This is a genomic window from Bifidobacterium sp. ESL0827, from assembly GCF_052606685.1.
Genome location: NZ_CP199597.1, coordinates 309,111 through 332,528, shown reverse-complemented (window position 1 = coordinate 332,528; position 23,418 = coordinate 309,111). Strand labels below are relative to the sequence as shown.

At 53.9% G+C, this 23,418-nt stretch carries 19 protein-coding genes; 6 read left to right on the top strand and 13 right to left on the bottom strand.

The window, feature by feature from the left end; genetic code table 11:
- Positions 1-27 precede the first annotated feature (27 nt).
- The 6 genes from rbsK to ACUIAI_RS01230 form a co-directional block, all read right to left on the bottom strand.
- Positions 28-966, bottom strand: coding sequence for a ribokinase (gene rbsK, locus ACUIAI_RS01255; protein ID WP_110412505.1), 939 nt, complete (start codon positions 964-966; stop codon positions 28-30).
- Positions 963-1,562, bottom strand: a complete 600-nt coding sequence (locus tag ACUIAI_RS01250) for a KpsF/GutQ family sugar-phosphate isomerase (RefSeq protein ID WP_445342363.1) — start codon at positions 1,560-1,562, stop codon at positions 963-965. The genes rbsK and ACUIAI_RS01250 overlap by 4 nt, the downstream gene beginning before the upstream one ends.
- Positions 1,563-1,681: 119 nt before the next feature.
- A complete protein-coding gene (locus tag ACUIAI_RS01245) occupies positions 1,682-2,104 on the bottom strand; it encodes an RbsD/FucU family protein (RefSeq protein WP_445342782.1) in 423 nt (140 codons plus the stop codon).
- 82 nt (positions 2,105-2,186) lie between these two features.
- Positions 2,187-3,296: an exo-alpha-sialidase gene (locus tag ACUIAI_RS01240; RefSeq protein WP_445342362.1), complete on the bottom strand. Its 1,110-nt coding sequence runs from the start codon at positions 3,294-3,296 to the stop codon at positions 2,187-2,189.
- Positions 3,296-4,747, bottom strand: a complete 1,452-nt coding sequence (locus ACUIAI_RS01235) for an MFS transporter (protein ID WP_445342361.1) — start codon at positions 4,745-4,747, stop codon at positions 3,296-3,298. The genes ACUIAI_RS01240 and ACUIAI_RS01235 overlap by 1 nt, the downstream gene beginning before the upstream one ends.
- A gap of 107 nt (positions 4,748-4,854) precedes the next feature.
- Complete coding sequence (locus ACUIAI_RS01230; RefSeq protein ID WP_445342360.1) at positions 4,855-5,748, bottom strand: dihydrodipicolinate synthase family protein; 894 nt, start codon at positions 5,746-5,748, stop codon at positions 4,855-4,857.
- Between the two features lie 99 nt (positions 5,749-5,847).
- On the opposite strand from ACUIAI_RS01230, the gene ACUIAI_RS01225 reads away from it, so the two are divergent.
- A complete protein-coding gene (locus ACUIAI_RS01225; RefSeq protein WP_445342359.1) occupies positions 5,848-6,864 on the top strand; it encodes a DUF4862 family protein in 1,017 nt (338 codons plus the stop codon).
- A gap of 7 nt (positions 6,865-6,871) precedes the next feature.
- On the opposite strand, the gene ACUIAI_RS01220 is transcribed toward ACUIAI_RS01225, so the two are convergent.
- Together ACUIAI_RS01220 and pepN are read right to left on the bottom strand one after the other, a co-directional pair.
- Positions 6,872-7,534 carry a GntR family transcriptional regulator gene (locus ACUIAI_RS01220; RefSeq protein WP_181414864.1) on the bottom strand — a complete coding sequence of 221 codons (663 nt, stop codon included), beginning with the start codon at positions 7,532-7,534 and terminating at the stop codon, positions 6,872-6,874.
- Positions 7,535-8,532: 998 nt separating this feature from the next.
- Complete coding sequence (gene pepN, locus ACUIAI_RS01215; protein WP_445342358.1) at positions 8,533-11,148, bottom strand: aminopeptidase N; 2,616 nt, start codon at positions 11,146-11,148, stop codon at positions 8,533-8,535.
- 696 nt (positions 11,149-11,844) lie between these two features.
- On the opposite strand from pepN, the gene ACUIAI_RS01210 reads away from it, so the two are divergent.
- From ACUIAI_RS01210 to ACUIAI_RS01190, 5 genes are all read left to right on the top strand, one after another.
- Positions 11,845-12,918, top strand: a complete 1,074-nt coding sequence (locus ACUIAI_RS01210) for a LacI family DNA-binding transcriptional regulator (RefSeq protein ID WP_445342357.1) — start codon at positions 11,845-11,847, stop codon at positions 12,916-12,918.
- A gap of 144 nt (positions 12,919-13,062) precedes the next feature.
- The gene (locus ACUIAI_RS01205) at positions 13,063-14,400 is read left to right on the top strand and encodes an ABC transporter substrate-binding protein (RefSeq protein WP_445342356.1); all 1,338 of its coding nucleotides are present in this window, start codon (positions 13,063-13,065) and stop codon (positions 14,398-14,400) included.
- A gap of 110 nt (positions 14,401-14,510) precedes the next feature.
- The gene (locus tag ACUIAI_RS01200; RefSeq protein WP_445342355.1) at positions 14,511-15,449 is read left to right on the top strand and encodes a carbohydrate ABC transporter permease; all 939 of its coding nucleotides are present in this window, start codon (positions 14,511-14,513) and stop codon (positions 15,447-15,449) included.
- Between the two features lie 33 nt (positions 15,450-15,482).
- On the top strand, positions 15,483-16,367 hold the full coding sequence (locus tag ACUIAI_RS01195) for a carbohydrate ABC transporter permease (protein ID WP_445342781.1): 885 nt from the start codon (positions 15,483-15,485) through the stop codon (positions 16,365-16,367).
- Between the two features lie 208 nt (positions 16,368-16,575).
- Positions 16,576-17,643, top strand: a complete 1,068-nt coding sequence (locus ACUIAI_RS01190) for a 2,3-butanediol dehydrogenase (protein WP_445342354.1) — start codon at positions 16,576-16,578, stop codon at positions 17,641-17,643.
- A gap of 88 nt (positions 17,644-17,731) precedes the next feature.
- Here ACUIAI_RS01190 and ACUIAI_RS01185 read toward each other — a convergent pair whose 3' ends face one another.
- The 5 genes from ACUIAI_RS01185 to ACUIAI_RS01165 all read right to left on the bottom strand — a co-directional run bounded on the left by ACUIAI_RS01185 (position 17,732) and on the right by ACUIAI_RS01165 (position 23,400).
- A complete protein-coding gene (locus tag ACUIAI_RS01185) occupies positions 17,732-19,585 on the bottom strand; it encodes a ribonuclease J (protein WP_445342353.1) in 1,854 nt (617 codons plus the stop codon).
- A gap of 66 nt (positions 19,586-19,651) precedes the next feature.
- The gene (gene dapA, locus ACUIAI_RS01180) at positions 19,652-20,557 is read right to left on the bottom strand and encodes a 4-hydroxy-tetrahydrodipicolinate synthase (protein ID WP_445342352.1); all 906 of its coding nucleotides are present in this window, start codon (positions 20,555-20,557) and stop codon (positions 19,652-19,654) included.
- Between the two features lie 40 nt (positions 20,558-20,597).
- The gene (gene dapB, locus ACUIAI_RS01175) at positions 20,598-21,335 is read right to left on the bottom strand and encodes a 4-hydroxy-tetrahydrodipicolinate reductase (RefSeq protein ID WP_445342351.1); all 738 of its coding nucleotides are present in this window, start codon (positions 21,333-21,335) and stop codon (positions 20,598-20,600) included.
- A 30-nt stretch (positions 21,336-21,365) separates the two neighbouring features.
- A complete protein-coding gene (locus tag ACUIAI_RS01170; protein ID WP_445342350.1) occupies positions 21,366-22,673 on the bottom strand; it encodes an MFS transporter in 1,308 nt (435 codons plus the stop codon).
- Complete coding sequence (locus ACUIAI_RS01165) at positions 22,660-23,400, bottom strand: GNAT family N-acetyltransferase (RefSeq protein WP_445342349.1); 741 nt, start codon at positions 23,398-23,400, stop codon at positions 22,660-22,662. The genes ACUIAI_RS01170 and ACUIAI_RS01165 overlap by 14 nt, the downstream gene beginning before the upstream one ends.
- Positions 23,401-23,418: the final 18 nt, after the last annotated feature.

Genomic DNA, 23,418 nt, shown 5'->3' with positions numbered 1-23,418 from the left:
AGAGTATTGGGACCGAGAATCCAGTGACTACTTAGGTATTCTATTTTCATTCAATTTCACATATTTCTCAATATCACTCCAAGAAGGCAGAGACGGCTGAGCTCCACGCCGGGTAACTGTAATACCAGCAGCCATCGATGCGATACACATGTTTCTTTCGAGTGACCAAGACTTGCTGAGCCCATATGCGAAAGCCCCGATGAATGAATCTCCAGCTGCCGTAGTATCGACTGCCGGTCCAAATGAAATTGCAGGAACCCGAAACTCTTCGCTACCCTTACGCGCATATGATCCTAGGCCGCCCATGGTTATTACAACACCACCATACCCAGCGTCCAAAAGATACTCTGCAGAAACGCGAGCCGAGTCCATATCAATAGGATGTATTCCGCTAAGTCCTTTTGCCTCGTGCTCATTCGGTATGATCCAGTCCACCATGGCAGAATAGGCCTCATCAATACGCTGGAATGGCGCTGGATTTAACACAACTGTCGCACCAGAGGTCTTCGCTATCCGTATTGCTTCATAAGTAGTTTCCATAGGAATTTCGAGCTGCAGCACAACTATGTCGCTATCCTCAATGAGAGTTCGAACATGACGTATATCTTCAGGGGTGAAAGTCATATTCGCACCAGGAACAACAACTATACGATTGTTGCCTGCCCTATCAAGTTGAGGATTACCGACACCAGATCCCACCTGATCAGTGAAAAATACATGAGAGCAATCAACCCCATTAGCCCTCAATGATGTCATCTGCTGCTTGGCGAATTCATCCTTACCCAATTTTCCCAAGATAGTGACACTGCCGCCCAAACGCGCTGCAGCAACCGCTTGGTTCGCCCCTTTTCCTCCCGGATATTGGCTAAAGGAGTCACCTTGTATAGTTTCTCCTTCCCGCACAAAGCGAGATGCCGTCACTACTAGATCTGTCATGAAACTGCCGATTACCAATATGCGTTTCATGACTGTGCCTCCTTAAGTACACCCTTTGCAATTAGTTTTTTACCGAGGGCCCCACCAGGATGATTGAGACCAAAGCCCTGCTCGTCAAAGCCCAGCAAGCGCGAAGCAGTCAAAGCTAGCGCATCACCGACTACCAAAACCGAAGTAGATGAACTCGTAGGCGCCAGGTTAAAATCGTCAGCCTCACTATTAACATGCACCTTCAAACTAATATTGGCAGCCTGAGCTAAAGGCGAGGAATCGTCGCCCGTAATCGACACCATTTTTATTTTCTTTGCATGCAATACCGGCAGAATTTTCAAGACCTCGGAGGTCTTGCCACTGTTGGAAATAGCTATCACCAAATCCTCGCTGGTTACCATCCCTAAATCCCCATGCACCGCCTCAGTAGCATGCATAAAGAAGGAAGGAATACCAACGCTAGCGAAGGTCGCCGCCAGCTTTTCAGCGATATGTCCTGACTTGCCGACACCAGTAAACACAACTTTTCCGGAACAGTCGACGATAAGCTTTATTGCCTCAACGCAGTTCTGCTTAGGCAATAAAGCCGATGCAGTTCGAACGGCTTGTATCTCATCGCTAATCACTTGATCCATCGACTGAACAATCTGATCGTTCGTATAGGTTATATTCATGATTTTTTCAACTTCGTTTCAAATAAATATTACAAATAAATACCCGGAAAAAGCAGTACGCTATTAATTCGTTTTGGTTTCTAGTGTTCACGCACACCGACTGTCAGCAGGATGTTGCCAAAGGTACGCATATCCCCTGTGCCTACTGCAACAACCACATGAGGATCGTTCCTGACTGCTCTATAAAAATCCGTTCTACTTAAACGCAGCAATTCTTCATAATTGAGCAGAGGTTTAAATTCATCGTAGATAGGCGGTTCCGCCATGGAATCACTTGGTTCCATGACCTCGACTTTTTCTACCGGTATCGCTGTTAGAACCACTTCCAATACCTCAGTGACTGTCGGTAAATTGGGTCGCAACGCCAGGTATACCCGATCTGCATTAGGCATGGATTGTGTCATCAGAGGATAGTTGCCATCTGCAATTAATACCTTATCGCCATGTCCACACCTAGATAAAGCTGATATGAGAATTGGATTAAGCAAAGTCATACGAAGCATCACTGCACTCACTCTTTTTTCAAAAAAATCCGCAACAAGGGTGGCGCATCTTTGAGATGCGCCAGTGCATCAATTGGTTAGGTCAGACACCTAAAACGGAACGCGGCACACGAGCTACGACAATCGCGCGACGTTGCCATGTGTAACTCACGAGCAATGATCCATCAACTGAAACAATCATCGTCGGATAAGAATATTCATTAATTCCAGAAGTAGCGATACCAGCATCGCCTGGTTCATATCCCTCAGAGGCATCTGTAGACACCTGAAGATGAGGCATCATTACTCCCGTCGGCAACAGGGGAAGACGCTTACCGTCCTCAATCGTGACCCTACTTTGCCAAGTCACACCGTCATCATCGCTTGTTGATACGATCAAAGGACACCGAGGTCCCCATGGGTTTGATCCTGGATTATGGGCAAGAGCGACTTTAGAACCGACCTCGTCCAGCCCGGCAGCGCAGAAACCTGAATTGTTCTGTGCCAGCCTAATGGCTTTAGCCGGCGACCAATGCTCTCCATCATCGTCAGAAGTTGTACGATAAGCATGCCCCTCAGAGGACCTGCATATGGCAACTAAACCATTCCGAGAACGCCACAGGGTGGGCTGAATTATACCCGCTCCTTGCAATGCTGCATGATCCAGCGGCACTTCGGTAAGCCTCCAGTGGCGGCCACCATCGCTGCTGAGATCAAAACGACAATTCCAGATAGGATTCTCGCCACCGGACTCCACTGAATTAGGGGCCACCCATAAACCCGACTTAGTGATTATTGGCGGATTCTTCACCGGGCCACGACCTCCTCGGTCGTCACCCGGCACCAGCTCTCGTTCTGGACTCCAGGTCTGCCCCCCATCTTGCGAAACTCTAAACCAGGTCTTCCAACGAGAGATCTTCGGCCCATTCTTAGCGAACAACCAAAGGGCTCCATCAGGCGCAAACGCCAGAACGGGGTTCCACCAAGAACGCTCATGACCTCGCAGTATCACCTTTGGCGGATCCCAAACCCCTCCAAGAGTTCCTCTGGTCACCCATATAGCATTGTCAAGTGCACCCTCCTTGTCACCAGCGAACCAAGCTGCTGTAATGACACCGCTATCAGCGGATTGAACTATGGTTGATGCATGGCATTGACGCCAAGATGCACCATCACCTGAAACAACCCAACGTTCAATCTCAACGTCAGCCATCAAGACACATCCTTAATAGAATTCAAATCGACTCTGTAGGTCTCAGGGGTCTTCCATAAAGCCACAGCCGTAATCACTGCGCCAACCATGACGTATGCGGCTACAAGATACCAACGGGCACCATTCGCTCCAGCAAGCGCCGTAGCGATGAAGGGCGTCAACCCGCCAGAGAGAATAGAAGCGACCTCACGACCAGTTGCAGCGCCGGAGTATCGACGATCTGCGGGGAAGAGTTCAGCAAAGAAAGCAGGTTGGACTGCATTGATCGCATTGTGCCCTAAATTAAGCACGACAATGTACGCCAAAAGAATCAATCCGAAAGATCGCGTCTTAAGCATCATGAAGAAAGGAAAAGCGGTTACAAATACCACAATTGTGCCAATTAGATAGACGGGTTTACGCCCAATGCGGTCAGACAATGCAGCAAAGAGCCCATGAGCAGGAAATGCTAGAACAGATGCAATAAGAATGGCCATATTCAGCTGCTCTTTAGGAACTCCTAAATGCTGAGGCCCATATGAGAGCGCAAAAGTGCAAAGAAGAAAATAGGGTAAAGATTCAGCGAAACGCAAACCCATAATTCTCAACAGATCGCGCCAATCTTCCACAAATACTTTATATAAAGGCCCATGTTCTTTAGTGTGATGCTCTTGAACCGCCGCCTGAATGTGTTCGTCCTGCCCCTCTTGCGCCTTAACCGTCGCTTCAAAATTCTCAGCTGTCAGAGCACGGTTTCTGGTTCTCTTCTCCTCAGCGGCCTTAGCGTTTGTAAAGACGGGGCTTTCTTCGAGCGAACGCCGCATCCACACGCCCAAAAGCATGACCACTGCCGACAGCCAGAATGGAACTCTCCAGCCCCAGCTAATTATGGCATCCTTAGGTAGCGTGTAAACCCATGCGAAAATAAGGGTAATAATAATTTGCGAGGAGAAGCCGCCTGTATTGGGCCAAGCGGACCAAAATCCTCTGTGCTTGGTTGGAGCGCTCTCCAGTACGATGATCATAGAACCGCCCCATTCACCACCAACCGCAAAACCTTGAATCAGACGCAAAATTATAAGGATAATTGGTGCCGCCAAACCAATAGTGGCAACCGAAGGAATGCATCCGACCAGAAATGTTCCCACCCCCATGATCATCAAGGTCATAATCAAAGTGGACTTTCTGCCCGATTTATCACCTCTATGCCCAAAGATCATGCCTCCCAATGGCCTGGCTAGGAAGCCGACGGCGAAGGTAGCAAATGACGAAAGCGTAGCCACAAAGGCACTTTCATGGGCGAAGAAAACCGTCGGAAAAGCGATGGCGGATGCTGTGCCATATACAAAATAGTCATAGTACTCCAACGTGTTGCCGATGAAGCTTGACGCTACGACCTTGAATAGGTTTTTTCTTTGTTCTGGACTAGACTTCTCTTGCGAAGCTTCTGCTTCACCAATTACCTGATTCATAGATCCTCCTCGATCTGTAATCGCTACGGTAATTGACCCTCCATCCCATGGTCGTGCATGGGATGGAGACTCATGCTTGTTGGCTGTTCACCGTCCCGTCAACATCATTAGGCGATGTCGCCGTGTTCCAGCACCTGCCGTATTTCCTCCTTCTCAAATTCGGTGGGTTCGTCTATGGCCATTCTGCATTCCCCAACCGGCATACCCAGAAAATCGAGAGCGTACTTAAGCCTCCCGATGCTTGGGCCTAATACTTTCACCAGCTCTTGCACACGCTGTTGTGCGTTGACCATTGCATTTTCTTCGCCTGCTGAGTATGCATCACGCAGAACCGCCCAAGCCTTCGGAGCAACGCCAGACACGCCTGAAATGACACCAGAGCCTCCAGCGTCCATGACATGCGGTAGATCTGCATCATTGCCCGACCACAAGGAGATTTCTGGGGCTGCTCTCCGGTAGATCTCAACCCTCTGAGAAGCAACGCCGGATAGCTTTACCCCATTAATTCCTATATCTGCCAATTTCGCTAATGTCTCAGGCTCCAGATCAGTATTCGCGACATCCGGAAATATATACACATATAAATCCCCATCAATAGCTTCTCGAAGCGATTGATAGTAAGAGTAAATACCCTTCTGCGAAGCTCGAAAATAATAAGGTGTGAGTGCTGCAAATCTTGTAGCACCTGCGTCTACAGCATCTTGGGCCAACCGAAGAGCTTGTCTTACAGACGGGGCACCTACTTGAGCGATGACACGATCGGTTCCGAAAATATCAATCGCCAAAGAAACTAGCTCTTTTCGTTCATTAAAGTCCAAGGATGGGAACTCGGCATTGGTGCCAACCGCAAGCACTCCGTCAACGAAAGGCTCAATTCGCTTCAAATAAGCCTTGTTGCGACCAATATCCAACCCTCCATGATCATTGAAAGCCGCGATGGATGCAGTAATAATTTCCGGCTTACGCAACATTTCTCCTCTGTGATGATTGTTAACCGTCAACTGTTGACTGATAACTGTTGACCGTTATAACATATATCTATCGTTCACGCAAGGAAGCACCTGCTTGAAGCCAATCGGAATAATTAGAGAGGAATTCAGATGGGATCCAATCGAAAAGAAACTAGCAGGCCGGTAGAAGCCGAGTATAAGACCAATTCCATTCCTTACCGGATAATAGGGCTTTACCCCCTTGCTGAGCCAGATCCAACCCAGCAAATCGAGCTAATTCAGGCCGCTTTCAATGAACACCTCTGCAATGGGCTTGAAATTCCTTATCTGTCAAACAGCTATCGAGCTAATCAGGATCGGCTCTGGTCCTCGCTCCCCACAGGTACAAAACATGTGTTCACGATGATTACAGCAACCATGGAATGTATAGCCAACAACCCCCAGTTCGGTCTGGCTTCAATCGATAAAGAAGGCAGGGATGCCGCCTTAACAATGATGGAAAGAGCATGCCAGACAGTCAAGGCAATTAATACAGCCGGCAATCACAAAATCCTCGCCGTGGAAATCCAGAGCGCGCCAAGTAATTCGGTGCAGATCCAGGAATCGATTTTGGCTTTCAAACACTCACTGGAAGAAATCACGTCCTGGGACTGGTCAGGTGCAATAGTCTGCATCGAACATTGCGATGCAGCCGTTAGATGGCACCTTCCATCTAAAGGCTTTCTGCCCCTTAATATGGAATTAGCAGCGCTATCAGCAGTCTGCGGTACCAGAGTAACGACACCAGCTGCAATGTCTATTAATTGGGCAAGAAGCGCAATCGAATTACGAAATCCAAATTTAGTTGAGAACCAAATACGCCAATGCAGCATTAATAATGTTCTGCGGGGAATGATGTTCTCGGGGGTAGCGGACGAACCAACCAAGTTTGGACCTGCATGGTCTGATTCCCATTGTCCGCCAAATTTACATCGTTCAGTCGATTTAGATGAACCAAGGTCTTTACTCACTGGGCAGCGCATAGCCGCAGCCAAGAGGGCCGTCGGGCCCAATCTATTGTATGAAGGCGTAAAAATTTCTGCACGCCCGCTAAACGCTCCAATTGGAAAAAGAATAGCCTTATTACGTAGGACAATAGAACTACTCGATAACGCAAACAGCGAGTAAGCCACGCTCAACGCTTTAATTTCTTCAACGCTCTTATCATTCTATTTAAAGAGCCATTTAAATGGCGGTCGACCAGGCTTTTCACATCCGCAGGCTTACCTGATTTCAATGATTTTAAAATTTCTTCATGGTCATGGAATGAAGGATTCAGATCAATATCTTGTGCATTAGTGACCTGTAGCATAACGGAGAAGGTTGGCATGAAAGTCGACCAGAAGTCAATCACCCGCCTATTATGAGAATTCTTGATCAATGCGTCATGAAAATCTAAATCCTGCTGTGCATAGGTATCGGAATTCCCCACTTCAAGAGCTTGCCTCATACCAGCTATACATTGTTCCATACCAGCCCAATCGGTCTTATCTGGATCCCTGACCACATGATTAGCTGCTATCTCTTCGAAAGCTGCACGCACCTCATACATGTCTCGTACGTCTTTTTCTGATAGACCGCGCACCACACAGCCACGTTTCTTACGTACGACAAGCCCTTCATTCACAAGGCGGTTGAATGCATCACGAACTGGACCGCGACTAACCTCATATTGGTCAGCAATATCGGTTTCAACCAAATGGGAGCCCTGAGCAATCTCACCGTGAATTATCTGTGTCCTTAACTCATTGACAATTTGTTCACCCAAAAGTTGAGTATTCAATGGGCGTGCTGCCATACCTTTTCCCTCTCTCATCTCTCGTAATAATATGAGTATGATTCTCCAATACGCTCAAACTACCAGTCACGCCGCATTTCCTCCATAAATCTACTTTGCTCTTAAGCTTATAAATCTGATTGATTTCCAAATGCTATGGTCTTTACCTACAAGAATGAGGTTGTCTGTTGAATGCCGCAAAGTAGGTTAACCGCAGCTTTGAGGGCCTGCACCAATAACTAGATCACTGCAGCCTTCTCACCACGTCGAAGATCTGCATGGCAATGACCCTGTCAATCTAGAGAAGTTATCCCACAGATTGTAATAGAGCATGAGAACCGGTTAATGTTCTTTCAAAATCGTCAATTTTAATCACAGCTATTTGGGCTCAGATTCTTCTTGTGGCAACTTGCTTCCGATCATTCAGACCTTGTTTTATGACTGAATTTCTTTCTTAGAACAGTCTTCAGAGTGACAAATTATCCCTAACATTGTGTCGATCGTTAAGGCTTACAACCACAGACAGAGCTATCGGCCTATGGACAGTATTTAAAAATTTATTTGAACGTTGCCCAAAAGTCAATAAAAACAAAACCGGCAAGAACTTTTAGAATATCTTAAAAGTTCACAGAGGTATATGCGCATTTATATATATAAATATCACAGCGTTAGGGGTGACTATACCTCAATTAGCCACCCCGCGAGAAGCAACGAATTTATAATAACCGAACTTTTCTAATGAGAATTATTAAATTCTATCAACTTCCAACCGGATAGTCCAGCCTCTGCCCCCCTGTTCGTCTCTAACTTTACCGTTAGTTGCTTGTTCACTCTCTCAAAATCAACGTTAAAAAGACCACTGGAAAGTCCACTCGCGGAGAACTTCGAATTCCCAATCCAATCAAAATCAGGATCATGATATAAACGGTAGACCAATACAACAGCATCACGTACCATCGACAGATTCGTTATGGCCCGCCCCTTACCCATCGCCACTCTGGGCGGGGCGGGCAGGGCGCTCAGCGCAGACGCTCGTTGTATTCGCGAACCTTGAGGATGCGCCTAGAGGACTCCGTATTCTGGATGATCATCCCGCGCAGAGCCTTGGGAGCCTCGGCGTGGTCGGCCAGCCAGGCGTCGCCCGCCTTGACCAGGGCAGCCGGATCAGCCTTAGTCGGGTAGAGCCCGCCTGCCGACAGGGGGTTGAGCAGGGTCTCAGCGATGTGGAAGGTCTTATGGGCCCAGACCTCGTCTACGGCCGCAAAGAAGCGGTTTACGTAGGGTGCGAAAAGCTCCTGGTCCCCGGAGCCGGAGAAGCCGTCGGCCAAGGCCTCGATCTGCGAGTTGGTCAGATCCTCGTTGTGCAGAGCCTGATCCCAGGCCCAGGCCTTGGTCTCAGCCGTCGGACGGGCGGCCCGGGCGCCCATGGCGAACTCGCGGTTCTCCGTGGTGTCTTTCGCGGCCAGCTCCCGGTCGATCTCGCCGTCAGCCAGCAGGTCGTGGGCAGACAAGGCGTGGATGATCAGCCAACGGGTGTTGTTGTCGATGGTCAGCCCCTCCAGCTTCAGGTCGCCGCTCAGCAGACCCCGGGCATGATCCTCGAAGTCGGCATCGTCCCCGTAGCCCAGGTAGGCGCGGACCAGCTGGAATTGCTCGTCCGAACCCGGTTGGGCCTTCATGGCCAGATCCCAGAGCGTGCTGGCCACCAGCTGCAGCATGGGCTGACGGCGACGGGTAGCGGTGAAATGGTGGGCGGCCGTGGAAATCTGGGACAGGGCGTAGCGGAAGGTGGTGGACTGGTGCTCAGTGGCTAGTGCCTTCAAGCTCAGGCTGATGAAGCGCTCAGCAGGGAACTGCGCATCCCTGGTCATGTCCCACAGGCTGAGCCAGACCACGGCCCGAGCCAGACGGTCCTCGATCCGGTACAGGTTCTGCGTGGCATACTCCAGGGAGTCCTGATCCAGGCGCAGCTTGGCGTAGGTCAGGTCGTCGTCGTTGATCAGAATCAGGGCCGGTCGCTTCTTGCCAACGACCTGGGGCACTTCGGCTCCCTGACCGTCCAGATCCAGCTCGAACCGGTCTGTACGCACCACCTTGCCGGACTGATCCTCGTCATAGAAGCCCACAGCCAGGCGATGCGGACGCAGGACGGGATGCTCCTCGGGAGCGGTCTGGTCGATCCGCATGGCGGTGATGCTCCCCTGCTCGTCGGTCTGCACCTGGCTGGTCAGCGTGGTGATGCCAGCCTCCTCAAGCCAAAGCCGGGACCAGTTGCCCAGGTCGCGGCCGCTGGTCTTCTCCAGCTCGGTCAGCAGATCCTTCAGGGTTGCGTTGCCGTGGGCATGGGCCGTCAGATAGTTGTGAATGCCTTGGAAGAAGCGATCACGGCCCACGTAGGCGACCAGCTGCTTCAACACGGAACCGCCCTTGGCATAGGTGATGCCGTCGAAGTTGACCTCGGTATCATGCAGGTCACGGATTGGGGCCACCACAGGATGCGTGGTGGGCAGCTGGTCCTCGGTCAGGGCCCAGCTCTTCTCCCCGGAGCAGAAGGTGGCCCAGTCGTCAGTCCACTCGGTGGCCTCGGCAGTGGCCAGAGTCGACATGAACTCAGCGAAGGACTCGTTCAGCCACAGATCATTCCACCACTTCATGGTCACCAGGTCGCCAAACCACATGTGGGCCAGCTCGTGCAGGACGGTCTCCACACGGCGATTGATCTGTGCCCCTGTGGCCTTGGACTCGAAGACGTATGAGTCACGGAAGGTGACCAGGCCGATATTCTCCATGGCGCCCGCGTTGTATTCGGGCACGAAGATCTGGTCGTACTTAGCCCAGGGGAAGGGCAGGTCCCAGGTCTTGGCGTAGAAGGCGAAGCCCTTCTTGGTCACATCGAAGAGGTATTCGGCATCCCCGTCCAGGGAGTCCTTCAGCGCCTGGCGGCAGTACAGGCCCATAGGGATGGTCCGTCCATCCTCGTTCTGATACTCGCTGGTCCATTGGGCGTAGGGTCCGGCGGCGAAGGCGGTCAAATAGGAGCTCATGACCGGGGTGGTCTGGAAGACCCAGCGGGTCACGCCCTCGGTGCGGCCGCCCTCCAGGGTTCCCTCGGCGGTGCGGCTGTCCAGGTCCTGATGGGAGGCGGGAGGCATGTTGGACAGAACAGTCCAGGATGCAGGGGCATCCACGGTGAAGTCGAAGACGGCCTTGATGTCCGGCTGGTCGAAGACGGCATAGACCCGGCGGGCGTCGGGCACTTCGAATTGAGAGTAGAGGTAGACGTTGCCATCCGAGGGATCCACGCTACGATGCAGACCCTCGCCTGTGCGCGAATAACGGCAGAGGGCCTCTACCCGCAGCTGGTTATGCTCGCGCAGGTCATTAAGCTCAATCCGGTCGTCCCGGAAGGCCAGGGCCGGGTCCAGACGCCGACCGTTGAGCTCGATCATACTGACCTGGTCAGCAATCAGATCCACAAAGGTGGACTCCCCCGGCCGGGCATCAAAGGCGATCAGAGCCGTGGAAGGGAAGGTGGCAGGCCCCTTGGTCAGGTCAAGATTGACCTTGTAGCTGACATTGGATACGACGACGGCTCGCTCTTCGGCTTCCACACGAGTCAAATTTGCTCCAGGCATAGGTTCCTTTCCTTATTATGCGGTTGGTTCCGCTAGGCGTACGGACCGACAAGGGGGCCGAGGCTCCCCCGAGCCAATCACTGCTCATGTAGAACAAGTTTAGCTAACCGTATCGAGCGAGAAACAGCGCATCAGAAACTAATTACTGATCCTTAAGCATCGTTGAGTATCGGCACTTTAAACCTGCTTAAAGTAAGAAACTTCAGGAAAGGCATAGTTTTGACTTTGTTGACTGAAAGGGTCTTCTGTATATAGATGAACTCCTGTACGCTCAAAAGAACATTGAGGTTAAAACTTGAACTTCTCGATACGATCCTCGCTGGTCAGGATTCATCAGTCTGAGATCCTGCTAGGGCTATTTCTTACTCACCTGTATCAATTAATTTGCTCATATCATCTGGTTCAAGCTTCATAATGAGATCTTGAAATCTCACTAAATACATCAATCTCTCAACTGCAACTAAAAGTGCAAGGATTTGGCAACTGGATCAAATCTTTGAAAAATACCTGGTGAAAAAATACTGACAGTCGAGTAGACACCGATCGGGTAAATTATACGTATAAAATTGTTTAGCAGCGCGGAATGTTACAGTTGGCAACTCCACTGAACTGGTATGCGATTGATCTATCCTGCATTCCTCAAAACACAATCTGACCATTATTGACCACATGAATTAAGTATGCTATCGTCGGTGGTTGAAACGTTTCGACGGATCTTTAGAGGTGAAGATGCCTGGCATAAAAGACGTAGCTCAACTAGCTAACGTATCAGTAAGCACGGTCTCATATGTCTTTTCCGGCAAACGTACCATTTCTCCGAAAACGGCTGAAAAAGTTCGGCAAGCTGCAGATAGACTCGGCTACATACCTGATGCTAGCGCGCAGGGCTTGCGAGGGGGGCATAACCGGATCCTCGCCTTAAGCGGACCTATTCACGATGGCATGAACCAGGACCAATACAATACATATTTCCTGGAAACAGCCAAGCGGGCAAAAGATGCTGGGTACGACGTACTCATGCTGACCAGTGAAGATGCGGTATTCGACATTCAGCGAGTGACAGGCAGCAACTTAGTCGAAGGAGTGATTCTCCTTGATTTGAAACACCACGACTTACGCGCTGCCCTAGCTAACAAGTACAACAAACCATGCGTGGCCATCGGTTACCCAATGGAGCATCAAGACTGCGCTTGCATCGACATCAATTTCACTAAGATGGGGCAGAAGGCCGCTCGCACTCTCTACGACCTAGGCCACCGGTCTATCGCCTTCCTTAGAGGACCGGAAGATGGTTATAAGCGTGGAGCCGGGTATATGATTCTTTTCTATAGAGCCCTTTTTCAAGAGACCGAACGCTTAGGCATTAAGTTAGTTGAATCAGGACCCGTGGATTACAACAACTTCGATGCCGATCAGTTTACCCAAACCATTCTCAGAAGTCCGGCGCATCCCACAGCCCTCATCAACCAGTCTGGATCGGATGTACTCAACGCAGTGCTTGATTCCATGGAAAATGCCGGAATTTCCGTTCCTAATGACTGCTCTATTCTCTCCTGCGGAACCACGTTAGAAAAAAAATTAATTCGACTGCCCATCAGTGAAATGCCACTCACCCCAAGTCGGCTTTGTACAGAAGCTGTGCATCTACTTCGCGAAGCTATAGAGAAAAAACGCGACATTAGGGGCTTGGTTCGTCTTTTCCCGCCAGAGTTAGTCGATCGTGGATCCTTGGCCAACATGAGATCTTTGCAGAATGGAGGTTCAATATGACATAAAACTATGATTATGCAAGCAATAAAAGGCGAAGCAACGATGCTCGTCATACTTCAAACCGAAATCCATCAGTAGCGCAATCTAAGTGAACAAAACAGATAATAGATGTTTCACTATCGAAACGTTTCAATATTTGAATCAATGCATTCACGCGAGAATAAGGGAAAGAGAAAGATGAAAATAAGAAAAGCACTGGCTACGATACTAGTTGCCACGTCAGCGGTAGCCACCCTGACTGCTTGCGGCAGCAATGGGAGCCAGCAGGAAGAGGAAAAACCTGAGAGCATCTCGTTCTGGCACTATGATAAGGAAACCTCCGCCCAAACCATAGCTTGGAAGCAAGCAGCTGCCGATTTCACCAAGAAGACCGGGGTTAAAGTTAAATTTGAAGTGAAGTCCTTCGCTCAGATAGCTCAAAATAGCAGCCAGTTTCTGAATTCGGACCAAGCTCCAGACATCATGGAATCCAACAGAGGCAACGGCAGCGCTGGGATGCTATCCTCTATGGGCCTCCTGACAGACCTAAGTCCCTATGTCAAGAAGTACGGATGGGACAAAAGAGTAACCCCTGCTGATGCATCTATGGCCAAGTATGACGATAAAGGAGTCATGGGTGGCGATACCTGGTACGGTGCCCCTAACTACGCCGAGTATCAACGCGTGTTCTACAACAAAGACATGTTCAAAAAGTACAATATCAAAGAGCCTACCACTATGGCAGAGTTTGAAGAAGCCTGCCAAAAATTTAAAGATGCCGGGGTGACACCGATTGCTGCTGACGCTGGCGAATTCGGTGTGATGTGGCTCTGGTGGCAACTGGTTTCAACTAAGGCCGACAAAGGTTTCATCCAGGATTGGCAAATGTACAAGCACCCGGTAAATTGGAAGGACGAATCTCTTACATACGCTACAGAAACCCTGAATGACTGGCTCAACAAGGGTTACATCTCCCGCAATGCCACTGGTCTAAAAGGGGAAGATACCACTGTTTCCTTCATCAAAGGCGAGTACCCGATCTACCAAACCGGCACCTGGGATCAAGGCCGTTTTGAGGAGCAAATCAAATTTGACTGGGATGGTTCTATCCTGCCTGGTTCTAAATTCGCTCAAGGATGCACCGGCAATCTGCTGACTATTCCCGAAAAGAGCAAGCATAAGGAGTTAGCCGCCCAACTGATTGATCTCGTACTCTCCAAAAAAGAGCAGAATGGGATCGCCAAGCATGGGGGAATTCCTGTGGCAGCGGATAACGGCAGCATCGACAACCCCAAGAACAAAGCCATGGCTGAGGAGTATGCAAAGTTCTCCAAGAAGAACGCACTCTCCTATTACCCTGACTATCCTGCCGCTAATCTGACTGATGCCATACCGGCTGCTTTCCAGGAGCTTGTCAATGGCACCAAGAACCCGGATCAAACCCTGAACGCCATCAAGGATGCCTATATTTCAGGCGTCAAAGACATGGACGTCAAGGACTAGGCTCCACGCAATCCAATCATTATCTGGGCTGGACGGTGCTTGTCTTGCGCGGAAAGCACCGTCCATCCTTTTCAATACCAACTAGCTAATAAGAAGATCGGGAGGCTGCCATGTCACAAGGCGCTAGCAGTAAACAGTCGACAGCGTCAAGACTGCCCGGCAACAAATCGACTAAGTTCATTCCCTATCTGATTCCAGGAATATTGTCCTTGGCCGTAATCATCATTGTTCCCTTCATCTGGAATATTTACCTCAGCTTTACACGCTGGCGTGGTGTCGGTCCGGTTCGATTCGTGGGCCTGCACAACTGGCAACGGCTGATCGGTGACGCGACTTTCTGGAAATCATTCATCAACTCTTTCTGGATCATCGTGGCAATAGTCGTCATCCCCACCATTTTGGGTCTACTTATTTCATCTGTCCTGACAGATGTGATTCAGAAAAAGTTCAACTCCGGCAGTGCCTCTTTCATCCGGGCGCTCTACTATCTACCCCAGTTGCTTCCAGTGGCAGTGGCTTCCATCATTATGGGCTGGATCTTCCGGCCGGACGACGGCGCTTTCAATGCAGTCCTTGAAAGGATAGGACTTGGCGGTCTCCAGCACAACTGGCTGGGAGACCCAGGCAGCGCATTGCCCGTACTCATGTTCATCTTGATCTGGATACAGCTGGGCTACCCAATTGTCATCTTCATGTCCGGGCTGCAGCGCGTTGACCCCGAACTCTACGAAGCCGCCAGCCTAGATGGGGCCAACTGGTGGCAGAAGTTCAGAGTAGTAACCCTCCCATCCATTATCCCAGAACTCCTGGTAGTCATTCTGACCGCCACCATTGGAGCCTTGAAAACCTTCGGGCCAGTCTACCTGCTGACCAAGGGCGGACCCGGCACAAGCACCATTGTGCCTTCCTACTACTCCTACAATCAGTTCTTCCAACTTCATCAAGTGGGTTACGGTGCTGCAATCTCCACAGCCCTGACCATTGTGATTATCGTCTTTTCTATCGTGTTCACCCTGATTCAGGGACGCGTCGAAAAGAACATGGACTAGAGAGGGGAAACCATGACACAAGCAAATGCGGAAATGGTAACCGAACAGTCAGGCTCCAGACTTCCAATCACATCCAATGACAAGAAAAGCAAGCATATTCGTAGTTGGGGCAACTGGCTGGCTCTGATCCTCCTTGTTCTGGGCGCGGTCATCATGCTCTTCCCTCTGCTCATCTTAACCATGAATGCCTTTAAGACCATCGGAGACTATAACGCAACAGGGCCGCTCTCTCTTCCAGCGCACCCGACAATGAGCGGCATCACATCTTTCTGGGTCAGCAGCAACTTCCCCATGAAATTTGTCAACAGCTTGGTCATCTCTCTTGTAGTCGCAGTGATGGGGGTTGTGCTCTCGGTTCTCAACTCGTTCGCCCTGGGCATCGGGCGCGTCAAAGGTAACCGGTGGATCATACTCTTGATCATGCTGGCCAATATGCTGCCTCAAGAGTCCTTGCTCTATCCGCTCTATACTGTCTTTAAAGACATCGGTCTCTACAACACTCAGCTCTCCATAATCATCATTTTCACCGTGATTCAGAGCGCATACGGCACCTATCTTCTCTCGGCGGTATATGGCACTTTCCCACAAGCCATTCTTGAAGCAGCCTCCATAGATGGCGCCAACCGCCGACAGGTGCTGAGCAAGATCGTCCTTCCCATCTCGTGGCCAACCATCAGCGTACTGTTCGTGTTCTTCTTCGTATGGACCTGGAACGAGTACATGATTCCCATGGCTTTCCTTATGGACGACTCAGTGCAAACCGTCCCTCTGGCCTTGGCCACCATTCAAGGACAGCACACCATGGATGCTACTTCCCTGGCTGCAGCTTCACTGCTCAGCATCATCCCAACCATCATCTTCTACGTGATCTTCCAGCGCAAGCTCAACCAAGGGATCGTAGCAGGCGCAGTCAAGTAGACGACGCTTCTTCTGTTGCATTTTGGGACGATCCCCCTCATCGGGAACCGTCCCAAAACTCCCCTTACTGCGGCAGCGTATCAGCGGTAATATGAGAATCGGGCGGTCTCCAACGAGAGAGCGTCACCCGCCCGCAGGGATGTGTCATGTTTGGGTATTCAACTTCGTCCATGCAGGGCATACACGCATATCAGAGAAGATATACGCTATGAGAGCATTGATGTACTACGGCAAGGAGGATGTACGTCTGGAGGACATTCCCGCGCCTGAGCTCAAACCGGGAACCATTAAGATCCACCCCGCTTTCACTGGCATTTGCGGTTCAGATGTTCATCTTTACTACGACGGAGCAGTCAACGGGGGCGGGAATTCGCCTGACCATCCCCATCCGCTCACGGGAGAGACCCTACCGGTAGTCTTCGGCCATGAGATCTCGGGTACCATCGAGGCCATCGCCGACGATGTGCACACGGATATGAAGGTGGGCGACTCGGTGGTCGTCGAGGCTGAAATCGCATGTGGCGAATGCCCGGCCTGCAAGGCCGGCAGCTACAATGACTGCGACAAGCTGGCCGGTATCGGTATCAACGGAGGCGGCGGCGGACTCAGCGAGCATATCGTGGTTCCGGCAGAGCATGTCTTCCCCGTGGGTGACATCCCCCTGGATCAGGCTGCCATGATCGAGCCCTTCGCCGTGGCCCATCACGCCATCCGCGCCATGGAACCCCGCGAAGGACAGACCGCAGTGGTCGGCGGCGCCGGACCAGTGGGATTGCTCATCGGCACCATTCTGCGCGCAAAGGGAGTCCGGGTGATCATGTCCGAACTCTCCACAGCCCGCAAGGAGAAGGCCCTGCAGTCGCATTCGGCCGACATCGTGGTCGATCCCAGCAAAGAGGACCTGGCGGAGAGGGTCCGCCACGAGACCGACGAAGCCGGGGCTGACCTGGTCTTCGATGCAGCAGGAGCCGAACCTGTTGACCACCAGCTTTTGGAGGCCTTGAAGGCCACTGGCGGACTCATGGTCGTGGCCCTGCATGGCAAGCCCATCACGCTGAACCTGACCAAGGAGCTGGGCTTCGGAGAGAAGTTCGTCAGAGGCAACATGGGATACGCCAACGATCATGCCGATGCCATCAAGCTCATCCATGACCGGAACATCGACCTGTCCACCTTCATCACCGACCGGATCAAGGTCGAGGACATCGTGGACAAGGGTTTCCGTCAGCTGCGTGAGGACGCGGAAAACCACGTCAAGATCATCGTGAGCATGTAAGCGTTACTGTCTACTGATAACACTGAAGGCTCCGGCCGTCCGTCTGGGCGACCGGAGCCTTCGGCATCAGTACGCATGCAGCGACGGGTCAGTCCTGCGGCTGCACGTCGGTGGCGATGTCGGCCACCACGGGCACGATCATGGGCCTGCGGTGCAGCTTGCGGGAGATCCAGCCGCCAAGGGTGCGGCGCATCATCTGCTGGAGCTGGTAGGTGCCGGTGGTTCCCTTGGACATGGCATCCTCAAGCTGATCAACAATCTGGGCGTTGATGGACTTGAACTCGCTCTCATCCTCAGCCACGGCGTTCAGGTAGAGCTTGGGGCCGGAGACGACCTTGCTGGTCTCGGTGTCGACCACGGCGAAGGCGGAGACGAAGCCCTCGGTGCCCAGAATCCGACGCTGCTCCAACTCGTCGTCAGTCAGCTGGCCCACGGAGTCGCCGTCCACATAGACGTATCCGCAGGGCACGGACCCGACCACGGCGGCCTGGCCATGATAGAGGTCCACCACATCGCCATCCTCGGCAAGGACCACGTTCTGCGGATCCACGCCGGTCTTGACGGCGATCAGACCGTTGGCCACAAGGTGCCGGTTCTCGCCGTGGATAGGCATGGCACACTTGGGCTGCACGATGTTGTAGAAGTGCAGCAGCTCACCCTCGTCGGAATGGCCGGAGACGTGGATGGCCGCGTTGTCGCGGTTGACCACCTTGGCGCCAAGGCGCACCAGCTTGTTGATGACCTTGTAGACCTCGTGCTCGTTGCCGGGAATGAGCGAGCTGGCCAGGATGACCGTGTCGAACTCGTTGATGGTGATGTCACGGTGGGTCCCGTCGGCGATGCGACCCAGAGCCGCCATGGGCTCGCCCTGGGATCCGGTGCACATGTAGACGATCTTCTCGTCCGGAATGCTGTGGGCATCCTTGAGGTCGACCACAGTGTCCTCAGGCAGGTGCAGGTAACCTAGGTCTGAAGCAATGGACATGTTGCGAACCATGGATCGGCCGGCGAAGACCACCTTGCGGCCGAACTTGTGGGCGGCGTCGACCACCTGCTGCACCCGGTGAACGTGGCTGGAGAAGGATGCCACAATGATCTTGCGCTGGGCCTCGGCGAAAGCCTTGTCCAGGGCGGGGGCGATGGAGATTTCGGGCTTGACGAAGCCGGGGACCTCGGCGTTGGTGGAATCGACCATCAGCAGGTCCACGCCGGACTCGCCAAGCTTGGCGAACTCGCGCAGGTCGGTCAGGCGGTGATCCAGAGGCAGCGGGTCGATCTTCATGTCGCCGGTGTCGATGATGTGGCCTGCCGGAGTGCGCACAGAGACGGCCAAGGCATCGGGAATGGAGTGGGTGACCGCCACGAACTCAAGATTGAAGGGGCCTACCTTGAGCTTGTCGCGGCCCTTGACCTCAACCTTAGTCGGCTTGAGATGATGCTCCTCGCACTTGGCGTCCACGAATCCCAGGGTCAGCTTGGATCCGATCAGGGGGATGTCCGGACGCAGCTTGAGCAAGTAGGGCACACCACCAATATGGTCCTCATGCCCGTGGGTCAGAACCAGGGCATCCACCTGGTCCAGCTTGTCCTTTATGTAGCTGAAGTCAGGCAGAATCAGGTCCACACCCGGCTGCTCCTCCTCGGGGAAGAGCACGCCGCAGTCAATCAGCAGAATGTGGCCGTTGTACTCGATCACATTCATGTTGCGGCCGATTTCGCCCAGGCCACCCAAGGGAACGATGCGCATGGAGCCCTTGCGGTACTTGGGGGGCGCCACCAGATGCTGCTCGGTCTGGGTGCCCTTGCCGCGGGCGATGGCGCCATTACGGCGGCTGCGGGATTCGCCCCGGGACCTGCCTGACCCCTGCTTGCCGTTCTTGGATGAGGACCGACGATTTCTGCTCTTGCCGTTCGTGTTTGATTCTTCTTGTTTTCTTGCCATTGTCACTTGTGTTTCTATCATCTGTGCCCCTGCCTATACAGGGGCGACGTTGCTTTCAGGACTGATTCAGATCAGTCCGGCAGCCTTCATGCCCTTGCGGGCGAGCGCCACCTGGTCCTCATCTGGACCCAGATTGGGTAGCCTCATGGCGGTCTGGTCCAGCCTGCCGGCTGCTTTCAGAGCAGCCTTGGCCATGACGGCCTGCTGGCCTTGGCCGTTCAGAGCCTGGACCAGTGGGTCCAGACGCACGGCCAGATCCCTTGCGCCATCCAGGTCACCAGCATCGAAGTCGTCGGCCAGGCGCTTCATGGGTCCGGATGCCACATGGGCGATGACCGAGATGACGCCCACTGCGCCCACAGCCAGGAAGGGCAGATAGAGCCCGTCATCGCCTGAGTACCAGGTCAGGCCGGTCTCCTGGCGTTTGCGGGGCATGGAGGCCAGGTCGCCCGTGGCGTCCTTGACGGCGGTGATCGCATCCAACTCGGCCAGGCGCCGGTAGGTGTCCAGCTCGACGTGCAATCCGGTCCGTCCGGGCACATCGTAAAGAATGATCGGTCGCTGAGCCGACTGGCATACCGAACGGAAGTGGGCCACCACCCCATCCTGGGAGGGCCGCGAGTAGTAGGGCATGACCACCAGCAGGGCATCGGCCCCGGCCTCCTGGGTCATCTCCACCATGCGTACCGTGTGCGCCGTGTCGTTGGATCCCGCTCCGGAGATGACGGGCACATCGACGGCATCCTTGACGGCCCTGACCAGGTTGACCTTCTCCTCCATGTGGGTGACGGGAGACTCGCCTGTTGTGCCGTTGACCAGGATGCCGTCGGCCCCATCGGCCACCAGGGTGCGGGCCAGATTGGCGGCAGCCCCATAATCCACGGATCCGTCCTTATTCATAGGCGTGATCATGGCGGGGATCACCCGTCCGAAGGGTGCGGGAGGAAGCAGATGGGTAACGGTCTCAGTCATACCTTCACGCTACTTGCAGATGGGGACGCTCTTGCGGATATCAGAATAGGTAGTGGTCCAGGCCAACGGTCAATCCTGGAATGCTTCCAACACGGCGCACGGCCAGGAGGACTCCGGGCATGAAGGAGACACGCTCGAAGCTGTCTGCGCGAATGGTCAGCTGCTCGCCGGGGTTGCCCATGAGCACCTCTTCATGCGCGTTGAGTCCCCGCAGCCGGACGGCATGGACGTGGACACCGTCAACCACCCGACCCCTAGATGCATCAGGCTGCTGGGTTGCGTCGGGCATGGGACCCATGCCAGCCTGGCGACGGGCTTCGGCAATGGCGGAAGCGGTCCCCAGGGCAGTGCCGGAGGGGGCGTCGACCTTATCGGGATGGTGCATCTCGATCACCTCGGCCGACTCGAAGTAGCGGGCCGCCATGGCTGCAAACCGGTCGGCCAGCACTGCAGAGATAGCGAAGTTGGGAGCGATGAAGACGCTGAGCCCAGGATGCTCGTCCAGTGCCTGCTCGACCTGGTCCAAACGCTCCTTGGTCCAGCCGGTGGTGCCAATGACGGAGTGGACGCCCTGCCCTATCAGGGTCAGAGTATTGCCCAGGACGGCATCGGGGCTGGTGAAGTCGACCGCCACATCCGTGTTACTCGGATTAATGGCCGCCGGATCGTCATCCGGGCCCAGCAGCAGGGCCGTCTGCATATCCTGCGCGTCATTCAGAGCATGCACCACCTCGGTTCCCATGCGTCCACCTGCACCCAGCACCGATACGCGAATCATCGGCTGCCTCCTTCTCCACTGTTCATTTCACTATGCATTTTCGCTCTTTTTCACGACGATACCTCTCCCGCGGCTCCTGGCCCAGCCCAGCAGTGCCAGGGGGACAGCGCAGCAGGTGACCACCGCCGGAATGGTCATGCCGCCGTGGGGCCCGAACTGATCCAGAGCGACTCCGGCCAGGGTCGATCCCAGGGAGGTGCCAATGGACCCGCCGGTGGACAGCCAGGAGAGTCCCTCGGTGAGGGCCCGGGCATCCACGTTCTCGCGCACGATCAAGTTGCCGGTAGCAAAGATGGGCGAGACGCACAGGCCAGTCAGCACCTCGGCCAGACCCAGCAGGACCAGGTTGTCCATGACCAGGCGGAAGACCACATAGCCCAGGGTCAGCAGCACCAGGAAGGTCGTCAGATAGCGCCAGCGGGATCCCTTGAGCCTGACCGAGCCGAAGATCAGCGCCCCGCACAGGGAGCCCAGGGCGAACAGGGCCAGCTGCAGGCCCACCGCCCCCTCGCGGCCCATGGACTTGGTCAGGGCGGTCACCGAGACGTCCACCGCAGAAAAGCTCATGTTGAAGACAACGAAGATCACCACCAGCAGGAGGATGCCCGGGTAGACCAGAGCCGAGCGCGAGCCCTGATGGCCTTCAGTATCATTTGGCAGGACATCTCCATGGGCATCCACCGGGGAGTGATCCGCTGCCGACTGGTTGACCGCCTCCATGCGAACGACGGCCGGAGGCTCGGTGGAACGCATGGCGAAGAAGGTCAGTCCGCCGATCAGCAGGGCCAGGGCAGGCAGATAGAGCTGGGAGACCGGGCTGACCGAGGTGGCCAGGTAGGCGGAGAGGATGGGTCCCAGGATGAAGACGCACTCGTCCAGCCCTGACTCCAGGGCGTAGGCGGTGTTGAGCAGATTGGTCTTGTCGTCGCGCAGCACCCAGGCCCAGCGGGTGCGCACCAGGGCTCCGAAGGCGAACTGGGTCAAGCCCATCAGAGCCGCCAGCACAAAGAGCACTCCCAGGGGAACCCGGCGCATGGCGCCCACGGCAAATCCCAGGATGGCCAGAGCCTGCACGATCAGGGCGGTCACCCCGACCCGACGTTGGCCGAACCGATCGAACAGGCGGGCGTAGAAGGGGGTGACCAGGGCCGCGCAGAGCGTGTAGACGGCACTCATCAGCCCGGCCGAAGTCCAGTTGTCATAGATGTGGTTCAAGGCCAGCACGATGCCCAGACCCATCATGCCCAGGGGCAGACGGGCCAGAACGGCCGACAGGCAGAAACCGGCGGCGCCCGGGTAGGTGAACAGGCGCAGGAAGGGTGATTTAGCGGCCGCCATGATCACCATCCTTGCCCAGCTGGTCGCTCACACGGCCTCCGTAGATGAAGATGTCGTCAATACCCTCAAAGAACTGCGGATCGTCCGAGGGGTCGCGCCCAGCGAAGGCCGCATGGTCCCGCCCCTTGAGCTCGGCCAGCCGCTCCATGCCCTGATGATCGTAGAAGCCCACGTCGCAGGAGGAGTCCGTATGCAGGTAGAAGCGCTCGATGCCCGCCTGGTCCAGATGCTCCAGAGTGTCCCGCCACAGGGCACCACCCACACCGCGTCCCCGGGCACGACTGGAGACCAGGAATAGCCTCAGTTCAGCCTGGGGCGGGACGGCCAGCCCGCACTGCTTTTCCAGCCTGACCTCGGTCAGCTGCCACTGACGGGCCCGGTCCAGGGTGTGGGCACCCAACGTCGTTGCAGACAGTTGCCGGTCCACTCGCTCCAGCTCCTCTTCAGCCTTGGGGAAGCAAAGTTCGCCACGCCCCTCGGCCAGCAAAGTTACCCCTAGAAAGTCCTGCCCATCAACAGCTATCCGAGCCCTGGTGGCATCTACTAGATAATGCAGGATGAAATGCGCGGCGCTCAGCCGGGACACGGTTCCCTCGGGATCCTCCTGCACCTTCCAAGTGGCGTCGAAGGTCCCTACCAGGTCGGGCATATCCGCCCAGACCATGGGTCTTATTGCCACGCTCCCCTTCCGCTGGAAGACCTGGTCGTGATTACTGGACGTTGTCATCTGTCTCATTGCTCCATT

What these genes read in the sequence shown, in the direction of transcription:
- ACUIAI_RS01190 (WP_445342354.1), top strand. Translation starts at nt 16,576, where the DNA reads ATGAGAGCATTGATGTACTACGGCAAGGAGGATGTACGTCTGGAGGAC.
- pepN (WP_445342358.1), bottom strand. Translation starts at nt 11,148, where the DNA reads ATGCCTGGAGCAAATTTGACTCGTGTGGAAGCCGAAGAGCGAGCCGTC.
- ACUIAI_RS01220 (WP_181414864.1), bottom strand. Translation starts at nt 7,534, where the DNA reads ATGGCAGCACGCCCATTGAATACTCAACTTTTGGGTGAACAAATTGTC.
- ACUIAI_RS01205 (WP_445342356.1), top strand. Translation starts at nt 13,063, where the DNA reads ATGCATTCACGCGAGAATAAGGGAAAGAGAAAGATGAAAATAAGAAAA.
- ACUIAI_RS01225 (WP_445342359.1), top strand. Translation starts at nt 5,848, where the DNA reads ATGGGATCCAATCGAAAAGAAACTAGCAGGCCGGTAGAAGCCGAGTAT.
- ACUIAI_RS01245 (WP_445342782.1), bottom strand. Translation starts at nt 2,104, where the DNA reads ATGCTTCGTATGACTTTGCTTAATCCAATTCTCATATCAGCTTTATCT.
- ACUIAI_RS01165 (WP_445342349.1), bottom strand. Translation starts at nt 23,400, where the DNA reads ATGACAACGTCCAGTAATCACGACCAGGTCTTCCAGCGGAAGGGGAGC.
- ACUIAI_RS01195 (WP_445342781.1), top strand. Translation starts at nt 15,483, where the DNA reads ATGGTAACCGAACAGTCAGGCTCCAGACTTCCAATCACATCCAATGAC.
- ACUIAI_RS01200 (WP_445342355.1), top strand. Translation starts at nt 14,511, where the DNA reads ATGTCACAAGGCGCTAGCAGTAAACAGTCGACAGCGTCAAGACTGCCC.
- ACUIAI_RS01235 (WP_445342361.1), bottom strand. Translation starts at nt 4,747, where the DNA reads ATGAATCAGGTAATTGGTGAAGCAGAAGCTTCGCAAGAGAAGTCTAGT.
- dapA (WP_445342352.1), bottom strand. Translation starts at nt 20,557, where the DNA reads ATGACTGAGACCGTTACCCATCTGCTTCCTCCCGCACCCTTCGGACGG.
- ACUIAI_RS01185 (WP_445342353.1), bottom strand. Translation starts at nt 19,585, where the DNA reads ATGGCAAGAAAACAAGAAGAATCAAACACGAACGGCAAGAGCAGAAAT.
- ACUIAI_RS01250 (WP_445342363.1), bottom strand. Translation starts at nt 1,562, where the DNA reads ATGGATCAAGTGATTAGCGATGAGATACAAGCCGTTCGAACTGCATCG.
- dapB (WP_445342351.1), bottom strand. Translation starts at nt 21,335, where the DNA reads ATGATTCGCGTATCGGTGCTGGGTGCAGGTGGACGCATGGGAACCGAG.
- ACUIAI_RS01240 (WP_445342362.1), bottom strand. Translation starts at nt 3,296, where the DNA reads ATGGCTGACGTTGAGATTGAACGTTGGGTTGTTTCAGGTGATGGTGCA.
- rbsK (WP_110412505.1), bottom strand. Translation starts at nt 966, where the DNA reads ATGAAACGCATATTGGTAATCGGCAGTTTCATGACAGATCTAGTAGTG.
- ACUIAI_RS01170 (WP_445342350.1), bottom strand. Translation starts at nt 22,673, where the DNA reads ATGGCGGCCGCTAAATCACCCTTCCTGCGCCTGTTCACCTACCCGGGC.